The following is a 13,870-nucleotide window of genomic DNA, read 5'->3' as shown; positions in this document are numbered from 1 at the left end:
TCCGGGTGCGCGGGCGCCGGGGTCCGCCCAGGCTGGGAGCGGGGCCGACGGGACCGAGAGTGAGGGCGATGATCGTAACGGTGGTGGCGATGCCACAGGGCACCATCGTGCGCACCGACCTGGCCGAGGCCCGGCGCAGGCTCGCCGCCACCCGCTACCTCCTGGTGGACGTGGAGCTGCCGGAGACCGGTCCGGAGGAGGGCGAGCGGCTGGCCCAGCGGCTCGGGCTCGGCGACGCGGACCTGGACTGGTTCGGGCGCCCCGGCGAACCCGCCCGCGCCGACTTCCTCGGCGACACCGTCGCCCTGGTGGTCCCCGTCGTCCAGGACGAGCGCGTGACCTACGCCCATGCCGTGGCCGGGGACCGCTACCTGGTCACCGCCCACCGGGGCCCCGCGTTCCTCGCCCCGGAGATCACCGCGCACGTACGCAGGGAACGGCCCCGGGACGCCGTGGCGCTGCTCTTCCTGGTGCTCCAGTCCGCCCTGGCCACCTTCCGCCGGGCCGCGGTGGCCGCGCTGCTGGAGGTGGAGGAGCTGGAGGACGACATGTTCCAGCAGCGGCGCCCCGAGCAGGTCTACCGGCTGTCCCGGCTGCGCCGCCGCTCCGCCCTGCTGCACCACTCGCTGCTGCCCTACCTCCAGGCGGTGGACGAGGTCATCACCCGCCGGATGATGAACCCCGACTTCCCGGTCGAACGGCAGCGGCTCGCCCGCGAGTTCCAGCATGTGGCCCGCATGGTCCTCACCGACATCGAGACCCTCCAGGAGGCCACCCGCCGGGCCTTCGGCAGCTACTCCTCGCTCGTCGCGGGCGAGCAGAACAACGTGATCAACCGGCTGGCCATCGTGTCCGTGATCTTCCTGCCGCTGTCCTTCCTGACCGGCTTCTTCGGCATGAACTTCGCCTTCCTGACGGACGAGCTGGAGAGCCGCGCCGTCTTCTGGCTGCTCGCGATCGGCCTCCAGGTGATCGTCCTCGGCGGCGCGTTCTACGTCCTGCACCGCACCCGTGTCTGGCGGCGGCTGCGGGACGAGGACTGAAGGGGCCCCGGCGGGCTCAGCGGCCGAGCACCACCGTGCCGGAGGAGCAGAACCAGCCCCCGGTGCCGGAGGCGACCGCGAGGGCGGGCAACTGTCCGTCGGCGCGGCGCACTTGGCGCTCCCCGGCCTCGCCGCGCAGCTGCCGTACCGCCTCCACCAGCAGGAACAGGCCCCGCATGCCCGGGTGTTGGGCGGACAGACCGCCACCGTCCGTGTTCACCGGCAGCTCGCCGCCGCGCACCCGCAGCCGGCCCTTCGCCACGAAGGCCCCGCCCTCGCCCTTGGCGCAGAAGCCCAGGTCCTCCAGCGTCACCAGGGTCATATAGGTGAAGGCGTCGTAGATCTCGGCGAGGTCGATCTCGGCGGGGCGCACCCCGGCCCGCTCGAAGGCGAGCCGGCCGCTGACCGCCGCCGGGGACACGGTGAAGTCGGGCCACTCGGACATCGCCGCGTGCGAGACGTGCTCACCGGTGCCGAGCACCCAGACGGGGGCCGTGCGGCAGTCCCGTACGACCTCCTCGGCGGCCAGCAGCACCGCCGCGCCGCCGTCCGAGCGGGGACAGCAGTGCAGCTTGGTGAAGGGGTCGGCGATCAGCGGGCCCGCCAGCACCTCGTCCACGGTGACCGGCGCCCGGAACATCGCCTCCGGGTTCAGGGCCGCGTTCGCCCGCGCCTGCACCGCGACCTCGGCCAGCTGCTCGATCGTCGTGCCGTACTCGATCATGTGCCGACGCGCCGCCATCGCGTACTTGGCGATCAGCGTGTGCCCGTACGGCGCCTCGAACTGGAGCGGGCCGCGCGTCCCGAAGGACAACTCGCCCGTGCGGCGGCCCGCCTTGATGTCCGAGCGCGCGGTCGAGCCGTAGACCAGCAGCACCGCCCGTGCGTGTCCCGCGGCGATCGCGTCCGCCGCGTGCGCCGCCATCACCTCCCAGGTGGAGCCGCCCACGGAGGTGGAGTCCACCCACGTGGGGCGCAGCCCCAGATACTCGGCGACCTCCACCGGGGCCAGTGTCCCGAGGCCCGCGGAGGCGAAGCCGTCCACCAGGGACCGGTCCAGACCGGCGTCCGCGAGCGCGCGCCGGGCCGCCTGGGCGTGCAGGGCGTACGGCGTCGCGTCCGGGACCCGGCCGCAGTCGGAGAGCGCCACACCGGCCACGGCGACGTTCCGGCTCACACGGGTCATGGGAGGCCTCCTGCCCCTGGGCATATCGCTTCGGTCCTCCTAATATGACGGTCCGTCAGATCCCGAGGGAAGAGCCGGATCCGGAAGGGTTGCCCATGGACACCCGTCTCACCGCCGAACAGGACGAGATCCGCCGGTCCCTGCGCGAGCTGCTGCACATCCGGTGCGGGTCGGCCGAGGTGCGGGCCGCCGTCGGCACCCCGGCCGGGTACGACCCCTCGCTGTGGGCCGAGTTGGCCGAGCGGCTCGGGCTGCCGGGCCTCGCACTGCCCGAGCGGTACGGCGGGGTCGGCTGCTCGGTCACCGAACTGGCCCTCGCCTGCGAGGAGACGGGCCGCGCCCTCGCCCCCACCCCGCTGTTCGCCACCTGCGTCCTCGCCGCCCCGCTGCTCCTCGCCCTCGGCACCGAGGCCCAGCGCGCGCGGCTGCTGCCCCGGATCGCCGCGGGCACTCTCACCGCGGCGCTCGCCGTACCGGGCCCCGACCTCGCCACGGCGCTGGCCCTGACCGGCGGGAACGACGGGTACACCGCGGGCGGCGGCCGGGCGGGCGGGGTGCAGGCCGGGCGCGGCCCCGACGGCTGGCGGCTGTACGGGCAGGTGGACCAGGTCCTCGACGGGCACAGCGCCCACCTGCTGCTGGTCGCCGCGCACACCGGGGGGTACGCCCGCGCGCGGACCCGGCTGTTCCTGGTCGAGGGGGACGCCGCGGGGGTGGTGCGGACCCGGCGGACGGCACTGGACGCGACGCGGCCGCAGGGGCGGGTGCAACTGCGCCAGGTGCGGGCGGAGTTGCTGGGGCCGGAAGAGGAGGAGCAGGTGGACGTACGGGTGGCGTTCGCGGCGCTCGGGGACCCGGTCGCCGCCGTGCTCGCCGCCGAGGCGGTGGGGGCGGCGGACCGGGTGCTGGAGCGGACGGTGGAGTACGTCGGGCAGCGCGAGCAGTTCGGGCGGCCCGTGGGCTCCTTCCAGGCGGTCAAGCACCGGCTGGCGGAGGTCTATGTGGGGGTGCAGGCGGCACGGTCGGCCGCGTACTACGCCGCCTGGGTGACGGCGGGGGGAGCGGGTGAGGGAGCGGGCGAGGGGTTCGGGGGACCGGCGCTCGCGCAGGCGCTGCGGGCGCTGCGGGCGGCGGCGGCCGAGGGGATCCAGCTGCACGGGGGGATCGGGTTCACCTGGGAGCACGACGCGCACCTGTACTTCAAGCGGGCGGCCGGGGACGAGCTGCTGTTCGGGCCGGGACACCGGCTGCGCGGGCGGGCGGCGGAGCGGGCGGGGCTGTTCGGGGCGGCGGGGACGCAGGTGGCGAACAGCGGGGTGGGGGCGTGAAGGGCGTGAAGGGCGTGAAGAGTGAGAGGGGCGCGCGGGGCGCGGGGCGTGGCGCCGGTTCCGGGGCGGCGGCGGAAGCCGGGGCCGGGGCGCGGGCCGGGTTCGGGGTGCGGGTGGTGCGCAGGGTGTCGGCCAGCCGGGGGTTCGCCCGGGTCGCCCCCTACGTGATCCCGGCGCTCGACCGGGGCGTGCACCGGCTCACCCGGGGGCGCAGGCTGCTCAGCACGGCGATGCTGCCCGGGGTGGTCCTCACCTCCACGGGCGCCCGGAGCGGGCTGCCGCGCAGGACGCCGCTGGCGTGCATGCCGGAGAGCGGGACCGGGGGCGGGGCCGGTGCCGGGCGGAGCTGGATCCTCGTCGGGTCCAACTTCGGGCGGCCCGGACATCCCGCCTGGACCCACAATCTGCTCGCCCAGCCGCGGGTGTCGATCAGCTGGCGGGGCGCGGACGTGACCGTCACCGCCGTGCTCCTGGAGGGGGAGGAACGGGCGGCGGTCTGGGCGGCGGCCCTCGCGTTCTGGCCGCCGTACGCCGCGTACCAGAAGCGGATCAGCCGGGAGATCAGGCTCTTCCGGCTGACCGAGCGGCCGTCCGGCCGCTGAGCGCCCCCGGGCGCTAGAGCGTCGCCAGCCGCTCCACCAGCAGGAACGCGCCGATGCCGAGCATGGCCGCGCCCGAGGTGCGGGTCACCGCGCGGGCGGCGGCGGGGCGGGCGGAGAGCAGGGCGCGGGCGAGGACACCGACCGTGAGGTAGACGGCCGCGCAGCACGCCATGTGGAGCAGGCCGAGGGCCGCGGTCTGCGCGGGGACCGGCAGATGGGCGCCGCGCAGGGTGAGGAACTGGGGGAGCACGGAGAGATAGAGCAGCAGGCCCTTGGGGTTCAGACCGCTGATCGTGGCCCCGCGCAGAAAGGGACGCCCCTCGGCGGTCCCCCTCGGGCCCGCCTCCGGGGTGGCCGGGCGGCGCAGGACGCCCCAGCCCAGCCAGAGCAGATACCCGGCGCCCACCACGGTCAGCGCCGTCAGCAGCCGGGGCGAGCCCGCGACCAGGACCGCGAGACCGGCCGTCGCCAGGGCCGTGTGCAGGGCGTATCCGCAGACCAGGCCCGCCACCGCGCGCGGGACCCGGGTGCCGCGCAGGGCGGTCGCGATGACGTACGCCCAGTCGGCGCCCGGCACGCACACCAGCAGCAGGTCCACGACGAGGAAGGAGAAGAGCAGTCCCGAGTCCATGAAGGGGACATTAGGCGCGATCGGCCCGAAAGTGTTCCCGAAGCTTGCCCATGATCCGTGCTTCTGCGCAAATATCTACTTCATGGACGACGTGGACCGGAAAATCCTTGCCGAGCTCCAGCAGGACGGGCGGCTGACCGTGACCGAGCTGGCCGCGCGGGTGCGGCTCAGCGTCTCGCCGTGCCACCGCCGACTGCGTGAGCTGGAGCGTTCCGGCGCGATCCAGGGCTACCGGGCGGTGGTGGACGCGACGGCGCTCGGGCTGAACTTCGAGGCGCTGGTCTTCGTGTCCATGCGGCAGGAGGACCGGGACACGGTGGCCGAGTTCGAGCGGGCGGTCGGCGAGCTGGACCATGTGCTGGACGCGCAGCGGCTGTTCGGGGAGCCGGACTATCTCCTGCGGGTGGCCACGGCCGACCTCGCGGCTTTCCAGCGGCTGTACGACGAGCGGCTCGCGACGCTGCCGGGGGTGCAGCGGCTGACGTCGACCCTGGTGATGAAGCACGTCGTACGGGACCGGCCGCTCCCGGCGTGAGCCTCTCGCCGCCCCCCTGCCGCCCTCCTGCCGTCCCTCACCGCCCCCGACAGCACGGCAGGCGGCGGCTCACCCGGGTGAACCACCGCCTGCAAGACAGGACTTGACTGTTAACGGGACGTACCGATCCCTATCGGTGCTATTTCGACGGCTTGCGCCCCGTGACGCCCAGGTGGATCAACAGGGCCAGGTTGGGCTTGAGTTCGGCCTGCTTGACGCCCCAGGAGGAGAAGCCCTTCTGGTGGGCGGCGACCGCGGCGAGCATGGCGACCAGGGAGCCGGCCACCGCGGCGGGGTTCACGTCCTTGTCCACACGGCCCTTGGACTGGAGTTCCGCGATCGCGTCGGCGAGCGAGTTGTTCACCGAGTTCAGGATCTTCATACGGATCTTGTAGAACCGTTTGTCCCCTTCGGCGGCGCCGAGATCGACCACGCGCAGGATCGCGTCGTGCTTCTTCCAGAAGTCCAGGAAGCCGTCCACGAGTTCCTGCGAGGTCGCCCAGCCGGACTTGCCGGCCCAGGAGCGCCCCTCCAGCAGCTCGGTCAATCCGGCGCCCTCGGCGGCCATTTGGTCGGCGATCTCCAGGACGGCACCCTCGACGTCCGGGAAGTACTGGTAGAAGGTCGCGGGCGAAGTGCCCGCCTTCCGGGCGACATCGATGACCTTGACGTCCCGGTACGGGGAGGAGCTGAGCATCTCGCTGAGGCAGTCGAGCAGCTTCTGCCGGGTCGCCTGCCCACGCCTACCGGCCACGCGGCCGTCGACGGTACGCACTTGTCCTGTCATGCCGTCAGCTTACCGAGGGGTGATGGGAGCGCGATTCGGCCGACTGCAAATGGGGTGCGCGGGCCTGCCGAGCCTGGTGTGCCTGGTCTGCGGGCTGCGCGACACCCGGTTACTTTGGCGGCATGGCCGAAAACAGGGCATCCACGAACGAAGGGCCACACGAGGGTGGCAAACCGGCCGCGGCCCCGCCCCCGGCCCCCGCCGAGGACCCGGGCCCCTACCCGGAAGGCACCCCCTGCTGGCTCGACGCGCAGCTGTCCGACGTCGAGGGCGGCAAGCGGTTCTACGGGGAGCTCTTCGGCTGGACCTTCCAGGAGGGGGAGGCCGGGTCCGTGTGGGCCAGGCTGGACGGGCGGCCGGTGGCGCAGCTGGGGCGGAAGGCGGACGGGCGGATGCCCACCGTCTGGACGGTGTACTTCGCCACGCCGGACATCCAGACGCTCGCCCGGCGGATCACCGCGGCCGGCGGACAGCTGGTCGTGGCCCCGTACCCGGTCGCCGAACTCGGCCGGGCCGCCCTCGTCGCCGACCCCGAGGGCGCGGTCTTCGGGCTGTGGCAGGGGCGTCGGCACCCCGGATTCGGGCTGCGGCACGCGCCCGGCACCTTCGTCTGGGCCGAGCTGTACACCCGCGACACCACCGCCGCGAACACCTTCTACGGCGGTCTGTTCCACCACGCCCTGTTCGCCCCCGGCGCCGACCCCGACTTCGGCCGTGCCGAGGTCACCGACGTCTTCCCCGCCGAGATGCCCCCGCACCTCCTCGCCCACTTCCGCGTCACCGGCCTCGACGAGGCGCTCGGCACCGTCCGGCGGCTCGGCGGCCGGGTGCAGGTGCCCCCGTTCGAGGCGTCGTACGGACGGGTGGCCGTCGTCACCGACAATCAAGGGGCGTCGTTCGCCCTGCTGGAGCGGTAGGACATCCCGATTTGTCCCCGGGTTCGCAACCGGCCGCCCGGCCAGGAAGAATCGGGGTCCGTGCCGTCATGGCGGTGCGGTGGTGAGACGCTGCACTTTGGTCGCGTAAAAAGGGCCGGCGCGGCCGGTACGGGGAGGTGGCAGGCAAGTGGATCAGCTGACGCAGCACGATCCGCGGCGGATCGGGCCGTTCGAGGTGCTGGGCCGGCTGGGTGCCGGCGGCATGGGGCTGGTCTATCTCGCGCGCTCGGCGTCCGGCCGACGTGTCGCGATCAAGACGGTGCGCACGGAACTGGCCGAGGACCAGCTCTTCCGCGTCCGCTTCACCCGCGAGGTGGAGGCGGCCCGCGCGGTCTCGGGCTTCTACACGGCCGCCGTGGTCGACGCCGACCCGCGTGCCGCCGTGCCGTGGCTGGCCACCGCCTATGTGCCCGCGCCCTCCCTCGAGGAGATAGTGAACGAGTGCGGGCCGCTGCCCGCGCAGGCCGTGCGCTGGCTCGCCGCGGGCGTCGCCGAGGCCCTCCAGTCCATCCACGGCGCCGGCCTGGTCCACCGCGACCTCAAGCCGTCCAACGTGCTCGTGGTCGAGGACGGCCCCCGGGTGATCGACTTCGGCATCGCGTCCGGCGTCTCGAACACCCGTCTGACGATGACGAACGTCGCCGTCGGCACCCCCGCCTACATGTCCCCCGAGCAGGCCAAGGACTCCCGCAGCGTCACCGGCGCCAGCGATGTCTTCTCGCTCGGCTCCATGCTGGTCTTCGCGGCCACCGGGCACCCGCCCTTCCACGGCGCCAACCCGGTCGAGACCGTGTTCATGCTGCTGCGCGAGGGCCCCGACCTCACCGGTCTGCCGGACGAGCTGCGCCCGCTCATCGAGGTCTGCATGCAGATGGAGGCCCCCGGCCGTCCGTCGCCCGCCGATCTCCAGGCCCAGCTCGCACCGCATCTCTTCGGCTCCGGCTCGGACGACAGCGGCACCGCCTCCGCCTGGCTGCCCGATCACGCGGTGGCCCTGATCGAGTCCCGCCGCGGCGGCCGCCCGGCCCCCAAGCCCGCCCCGGCGACGAGCGGCCACGGCCCGCGTCCCACCGGACCGGGACCGCGCCCCACCGCGGGTCCCCGGCTGCGCGCGAGCGTGTCCGCGTTCACCTCCCACCAGCCCACCGTTCGCCACCCCCGGATCGCCGTGCGCGGTACGACCTTTCGCGCTGCCGCGAAACAGTAACGCCCCGGCGCGCCCCGGCCGAGACTCCCGGTGTGACCAGCTACAGATCCCTGTTCCGCACCCCCGAGTTCACCCCGCTCTTCCTCGGCTCGGCCGCCCAGACGGCGGCCGGTACCGTCGGCGGCCTCGCCCTCGCCACCCTCGTCTACCGGGCCACCGGCTCCCCGCTGCTGTCGGCGGTGAGCATGTTCGGCCCCTCCCTTGCCCAAGTCCTGGGCGCCACCGTCCTGTTGTCCGGCGCGGACCGGCTGCCGCCCCGTACGGCCCTGACCGCGATCGCGCTCGTCTTCGCGGCCGGCACCGCGCTCCAGGCGCTGCCCGGACTGCCGGTCGGCGCGGTCTTCGCCGTGCTGCTCGCGATGGGCCTGGTGGCCTCGCTCGGCGGCGGGGTCCGCTGGGGCCTGCTGAACGAGGTCCTCCCCAAGGGCGGCTATCTGCCCGGGCGTTCGGTGTTCCACATGATGAGCGGGCTGATGCAGATCGCCGGGTTCGCCACCGGCGGCGCCCTGCTGGCCGCGCTGTCGCCCCGCGTCTGCCTGCTGCTGTCGGCGGCCCTGTACCTGGCGGCCGGGCTCGCGCTGCGCCTCGGCCTGTCCGCGCGCCCTCCGCGCAGCGCGGGCCGCCCCTCCGCCTCGGCCACCTGGCGCGCCAACTCCGAGCTGTGGTCGGATCGTTCGCGCCGCCTCACCTATCTGGGCCTGTGGCTCCCGAACGGCATGGTCGTCGGCTGCGAGTCCCTGTACGTGTCGTACGCCCCGCACGCGGCCGGCACCCTGTTCGCCTGCGGGGCGCTCGGGATGTTCGCCGGGGACGTCACGGTGGGCCGGCTGCTGCCGCCCGGGGTGCGCCATCGGCTGGCGACACCGCTGCTGCTCCTGCTCGCCGTGCCCTACCTGGCCTTCGCCGCACACCCGCCGCTGCCGCTCGCCGCGCTCTGTGTCACCCTCGCCTCCGTCGGCTTCGGCGCGAGCCTCGTGCAGCAGGAGCGGCTGATGGACCTCACCCCCGGCGAACTGGCGGGCCAGGCCCTCGGGTTGCACTCCTCCGGCATGCTGACCATGCAGGGCGTGAGCGCGGCGGCCGCGGGCGCGGTGGCCCAACTGACCACCCCGGCCACCGGGATGGCCCTGATGGCGGCGGGCTCGGCCGCCGTGACCCTGGTCCTGGCCGCGGCGGGCCGTCGTACCCCCGGCCCGCTGATCACCCCGGCACCGGCGGCGGTGGAAGGGTCTGCTCGGTCCAGATGACCTTGCCGGTGGGGGTGTAGCGGGTGCCCCAGCGATGGGTCATCTGGGCGATGATGAACAGCCCCCGGCCGCCCTCGTCGTCGCTCGCCGCGTGCCGCAGATTCGGGGTGGTGTGCCCGGTGTCGGAGACCTCGCAGGTCAGGGTGCGGTCCCGGATCAGGCGCACCTGGATGGGACCGCCGACATAGCGGATGGCGTTGGTGACGAGCTCGCTGACGATGACCTCGGTGGTGAACGCCAGCTCGTCAAGACCCCAGTCGTCCAGCTGCTTGCTGACGCTGCCGCGCAGGGCGGCGACCGCGGCCGGATCGGCGGCCGGTTCCCACTGGGCGAGCCGGGTCCGGTCGAGCAGCCGGGTGCGGGCCAGCAGCAGGGTCGCGTCCTCGTCCACCGCGCCGGTCAGCATCGCGGTCACCGTCTGCTCGCACAGCTCGGTCAGCGACCCGTGACGGCCGGTGAGGGAGTCGGCGAGCCGGCGCAGCCCCGCGTCCTGCCGATCGGCCGCCTGGAGCAGCCCGGCGGTGAACAGCGCGAGGACGCTGCCCGGGGCGAGCCGCAGCTCGGTGCTCTGATACGGCGGACCGCCGACCCCGAGCGGCGGCCCCGGCGGCACGTCGAGGCTCCGGGCGAGGCCCGTGTCCCCGGCCACCAGCACCGGCGGCGGGCCGCCCGCGCGCGCCATGCTGCACCATCCGGAGACCGGGTCGTACACCGCGTACAGGCAGGTCACCATCGCCTCGTCGGCGGGGGGCGGGGCATGGCCGGGGACGGGGGCGGTGCCGCTCGGGGCGGGTGCGCGCTCCTGGGCGGTCTGCTCGGCGAGGTCGTCGAGCCGGGTGAGGACCTCGTCCGGGGCCAGGTCGAGGCGGGCGAGGACCCGCAGCCCGGTGCGCAGCCGGCCCATGGTCGCGGCGGCGGGCAGCCCGTGCCCGAGCACGTCCCCGACGACCAGGCCCACCCGGGTGCCGGACAGCGGGATCACGTCGTACCAGTCGCCGCCCACCCCGGACCCGTTGTCGGCGGGCAGATAGCGGCTCGCCGTCTCGCACCCGGTCTGCGGGGGCAGCCGGCCCGGCAGCAGGCTGCGCTGGAGCTTGAGCGCCGTGCTGTGCCCCCGGGTGACGACCGGCAGCAGCAGGAAACCGATCGCGAGGGTGCCGAGCCCGAGGACGGTCACCCCGCCGACCCGCCCGACCACGGGGAGGTCCACGGTGCTCGCGCCGTACCCCGGTTCGGCGTAGACGACGAAGGCGGCGTACCCGAACAGCAGCACCATGAGCAGCCCGCCGAGCCCCGGCATCAGGCCCTTGCAGATCAGGTCGCGGGGGCCGCGCAGGAGGACCTTGCGGTGGTACCAGAGGCAGGCGAAGCCGGTCAGGCCGTACTGGAAGGCGATCGCGAGGCCGACGGAGTCGACCGAGTCGGCGAGGACGTTGCGGCTGAACGACGACAGCAGGACGAGCAGCGCGACGGAGGCCACACCCATGCCGAGGGTGGCCCAGGTCGGGGTGAGGAACCTGCGGTGCACCCGGGCGAACCGGGCGGGCACCGCCTTGTGCACGGCCATCGAGAAGACGGTCCTGGCCAGCGGCAGGATGGTGGTCTGCGCGGAGGCCAGCGCCGAGGTCAGCACCATCAGGATCAGCAGCCGGGACAGGAACAGCCCGGTGTCGCCGGTGCCGAAGACCGCTTCCCCCAGCCCCGAGAACACATCGTCGTGGTGATCGGCGTTGCCGAGCCCGACACCGGTGGTGCCGACGCCCGCGAAGGACTGCGCGGCGGTGGCCACCAGCCCGTACATGACCAGCAGCAGCACGGGGGAGAGCACGGCGGCCCGCCCGGGGACGCGGGTGCTGTCGACGGTCTCCTCGTTGACGGACACCGCGGTGTCCCAGCCCCAGTAGATGAAGACGCCCGCGAGGACGCCCGAGGTCAGGGCCCGTACGGAGGACACCTCGAAGGGGTTGAACCAGGACGCGGAGACATGGATCGCGGTCGGGGGCGGATCGGTGTAGACGCGGACCAGCGCGGCGACGGCGAACAGCAGCAGGACGGCGACCTCCAGACACAGCAGCCAGCGCTGTACGGCCGCGGAGACCGTGATGCCGACGTAGCAGATCGCGGTGAGCAGCCCGATCCAGACGACCCCGGCGACCGCGACCCACGGCCGGCTCTGGCTCAGCGAGTCGAGACCCACCAGCCGGAACCCGTAGGTGCCGGCGACGGTGGCGAGGTTCGCCATGACGATGATGTTGGCGACGATCAGCCCCCAGCCGCCCATCCACCCGGTCCGCGGCCCGAACGCCCGGGTCGCCCAGGTGAAGGTCGTCCCGCAGTCCGCGTCGCTCGCGTTCAGCTCCCGGAAGGCGTACGCGATCAGCAGCATCGGCACGAACGCCAGCATGGTCACGATCGGCGCCTGGAGCCCGACCCCCGCCACGATGATCCCCAGCGTGGCGGCCAGACTGTACGCCGGTCCGGTCGACGCCAGCGCCATGACGACCGAGGAGAACATCCCCAGCGCGTCCCCGCGAAGCCCCTTCCGCCCCACCCCGGAACCCGGAGCGGGCCGCCCCCCGGACACACCCCTGCTCCCGAAAAGCCTCACATTCGATTCCAACGCGGGGGTGGCCGGCGTGCAAATACAGGGACGGCCGACGGGTGGCGCTCTCTTCTTCCACTCCTCCCCTCCCCCTCTTCTCCCCATCCCTTCCGTCCCCCGCCCTCCACGCCCCGGTCGCGGGTGCGTTCCCCGTGGGGCAGCATGAGGCCGTAACCGGGCGATCACGGATCAACCGGACATCGACGGGTCGGCCGGAAGGGAACGGATGCCATGGGTAGCGGCGTGTCGAGGGGCGGACGACTGCTGCGGGTCCGGCGGGTCCGGCGGGTCCGGAGCGCGAGCGTGGCCGTCGCGGTGCTGGCCACCGCGGGCACCCTGACCCTCACGGCCTGCGGCGGCGGCAACAGCAACGGCGGCGGTACGACCGTCAGCCCCCGCCCCACACCCCCCGCCACGGAGTCCTTCACGGGCACCCCGCCGTCCCCCCTCTCCTCGGCCGCCTCCTCCGCCGTCGCCTCGGCCCGCGCGTCCGCCTCCGCCGCGGCCTCCTCCGCCTCCGCGCGGGCCGACGAGTTCGAGGCCTCGGTCTCGGCGGCGGCCGAACGGGCGAACCAGGAGGCCCACAAGCGGCTGGCGAACGTCCAGGGCCGGGGCAACGCCGCCTCCGACGTCTCGCTGAGCGGCATCCCCCGCGCCCAGGTGAACGACCTCCAGGCCGCCCACGTCAACATCCACAACTCCACGGACAAGACGGCGAACTTCGCCGTCCAGGTCGACTTCCGCGACCCGAACGGCAAGGTCGTCGAGACCCGCTACGTCGGCGCGCAGGACGTCCGCCCCGGCCAGACGGTCCACCCCTACGCCATCAGCCACCAGCCGCCACAGCCGATCCTGAAGCCGGAGGTGGCGAAGGCGGAGCGGTACTGAGCGAACCCGGCGCAGGCGAACTTCGTCCGCCCGTTCCCGGAGGGGTGGCCACCCTCGCCCCGGCCCCCGGCGGCCACGAGACCGGCGCCGCCCTCTACTTCCGGGGCCGGCCCTCGGAAGTGCTCTTCAGCGCCCCGGGCCCCGCCGCCGCCCAGGTCCGCGTCCGGGCCGGCTGCCAGATACCTCGCCGCTGTCACCCGCAGTCGATGTCCGCCGTCCCCCCGTGCACGACCGGATCGGTGCTCGTACCTCTGACCTGCAGAAACCCCCCGTCCGGCCCCCAGTCCAACGTGTACGTCCCCCCGGCGACGGGCCGGTACCCGTCGTCGACCGTCCAGGACCCCGCCTCACCCAGCGCCAGCCCCGTACGCCCCACCGCGTACGCCTCCCCGTTCCCGATCACGAGAAAGGACGTCTCCCGCACCACCGCCGTACAACCCCCCGGTCCCACGGGCCGCAGCACGTGGTACCTCGCGTCCGAGACGAGGTCGTCCACCGCACCCCAGACCGTGCCGCACACGGCCACGCCGACCAGCACCCGACTCCCGACCCGCACCCACCTGCTCCGCGAGGCGCCCCCCGCCCGGGAGAGCCCCCACCGGAGAACAACCGCCAGGGCGACCAGCACCGCGCTGACCCCCCACCCGGGAACCACCCGCCCCCGCACCACCAGCAGCATGCTGCTCCAACTCGCCACAGCGGCAAGGCAGATCCCCCCGACACCCACCGCCGTGCGGACAGCGGGCGCCCATCTCTCCGTGCGCGTCGCGCGTGGTTCGGCCATGGCGGATACGACTCCCCGCTCGCGCGAACGGTTGCGGTCAGGGCCCGTCACCCCCCGCCGTGAGCCCAGGACCTCTGGAGGACCCGCCACCC

At 73.9% G+C, this 13,870-nt stretch carries 12 protein-coding genes and 1 pseudogene; 8 read left to right on the top strand and 5 right to left on the bottom strand.

Annotation, left to right across the window (positions count from 1 at the left end; genetic code table 11):
- The first annotated feature begins 68 nt into the window (after positions 1-68).
- A complete protein-coding gene (locus tag ACLF5H_RS11270) occupies positions 69-1,043 on the top strand; it encodes a CorA family divalent cation transporter (protein ID WP_421675916.1) in 975 nt (324 codons plus the stop codon).
- A gap of 16 nt (positions 1,044-1,059) precedes the next feature.
- Here ACLF5H_RS11270 and ACLF5H_RS11265 read toward each other — a convergent pair whose 3' ends face one another.
- Positions 1,060-2,229 (bottom strand): thiolase C-terminal domain-containing protein, encoded by a 1,170-nt coding sequence (locus tag ACLF5H_RS11265; protein WP_421675915.1) that lies wholly within the window; start codon positions 2,227-2,229, stop codon positions 1,060-1,062.
- Positions 2,230-2,324: 95 nt separating this feature from the next.
- Between ACLF5H_RS11265 and ACLF5H_RS11260 the strand changes: the two genes are divergently transcribed.
- Complete coding sequence (locus ACLF5H_RS11260; protein WP_421675914.1) at positions 2,325-3,557, top strand: acyl-CoA dehydrogenase family protein; 1,233 nt, start codon at positions 2,325-2,327, stop codon at positions 3,555-3,557.
- Between the two features lie 107 nt (positions 3,558-3,664).
- Entirely contained in the window at positions 3,665-4,159 is a 495-nt protein-coding gene (locus ACLF5H_RS11255; RefSeq protein ID WP_421676177.1) for a nitroreductase/quinone reductase family protein, read from the top strand.
- Positions 4,160-4,172: 13 nt separating this feature from the next.
- Here ACLF5H_RS11255 and ACLF5H_RS11250 read toward each other — a convergent pair whose 3' ends face one another.
- Complete coding sequence (locus ACLF5H_RS11250) at positions 4,173-4,790, bottom strand: LysE family translocator (RefSeq protein WP_421675913.1); 618 nt, start codon at positions 4,788-4,790, stop codon at positions 4,173-4,175.
- Between the two features lie 82 nt (positions 4,791-4,872).
- On the opposite strand from ACLF5H_RS11250, the gene ACLF5H_RS11245 reads away from it, so the two are divergent.
- Positions 4,873-5,325 (top strand): Lrp/AsnC family transcriptional regulator, encoded by a 453-nt coding sequence (locus ACLF5H_RS11245; protein WP_037657809.1) that lies wholly within the window; start codon positions 4,873-4,875, stop codon positions 5,323-5,325.
- A gap of 139 nt (positions 5,326-5,464) precedes the next feature.
- Here the strand turns inward: ACLF5H_RS11245 and ACLF5H_RS11240 are convergent, their stop codons facing one another.
- On the bottom strand, positions 5,465-6,112 hold the full coding sequence (locus tag ACLF5H_RS11240; RefSeq protein ID WP_172427555.1) for a TetR family transcriptional regulator: 648 nt from the start codon (positions 6,110-6,112) through the stop codon (positions 5,465-5,467).
- Positions 6,113-6,234: 122 nt separating this feature from the next.
- Between ACLF5H_RS11240 and ACLF5H_RS11235 the strand changes: the two genes are divergently transcribed.
- From ACLF5H_RS11235 to ACLF5H_RS11225, 3 genes and pseudogenes are all read left to right on the top strand, one after another.
- A complete protein-coding gene (locus ACLF5H_RS11235) occupies positions 6,235-7,029 on the top strand; it encodes a VOC family protein (RefSeq protein ID WP_421675912.1) in 795 nt (264 codons plus the stop codon).
- 148 nt (positions 7,030-7,177) lie between these two features.
- A pseudogene (locus ACLF5H_RS11230) lies at positions 7,178-8,218 on the top strand (serine/threonine-protein kinase); the annotation flags it as partial.
- Between the two features lie 71 nt (positions 8,219-8,289).
- Complete coding sequence (locus tag ACLF5H_RS11225; protein ID WP_421675911.1) at positions 8,290-9,504, top strand: MFS transporter; 1,215 nt, start codon at positions 8,290-8,292, stop codon at positions 9,502-9,504.
- Here ACLF5H_RS11225 and ACLF5H_RS11220 read toward each other — a convergent pair.
- Entirely contained in the window at positions 9,458-12,019 is a 2,562-nt protein-coding gene (locus tag ACLF5H_RS11220; protein WP_421675910.1) for an amino acid permease, read from the bottom strand. The genes ACLF5H_RS11225 and ACLF5H_RS11220 overlap by 47 nt on opposite strands.
- Before the next feature lie 318 nt (positions 12,020-12,337).
- Here ACLF5H_RS11220 and ACLF5H_RS11215 point away from each other — a divergent pair, with 318 nt between their 5' ends.
- Positions 12,338-12,994, top strand: a complete 657-nt coding sequence (locus ACLF5H_RS11215) for an FxLYD domain-containing protein (protein WP_421675909.1) — start codon at positions 12,338-12,340, stop codon at positions 12,992-12,994.
- 193 nt (positions 12,995-13,187) lie between these two features.
- Here the strand turns inward: ACLF5H_RS11215 and ACLF5H_RS11210 are convergent, their stop codons facing one another.
- Positions 13,188-13,550 (bottom strand): hypothetical protein, encoded by a 363-nt coding sequence (locus ACLF5H_RS11210; protein ID WP_421675908.1) that lies wholly within the window; start codon positions 13,548-13,550, stop codon positions 13,188-13,190.
- Between the last annotated feature and the right edge of the window lie 320 nt (positions 13,551-13,870).

Source organism: Streptomyces sp. LaBMicrA B280 (assembly GCF_049222185.1).
GTDB lineage: Bacteria > Actinomycetota > Actinomycetes > Streptomycetales > Streptomycetaceae > Streptomyces > Streptomyces murinus.
The sequence above is the reverse complement of the archived record's forward strand: the minus strand, read 5'-3'. Positions and strand labels throughout refer to the sequence as shown.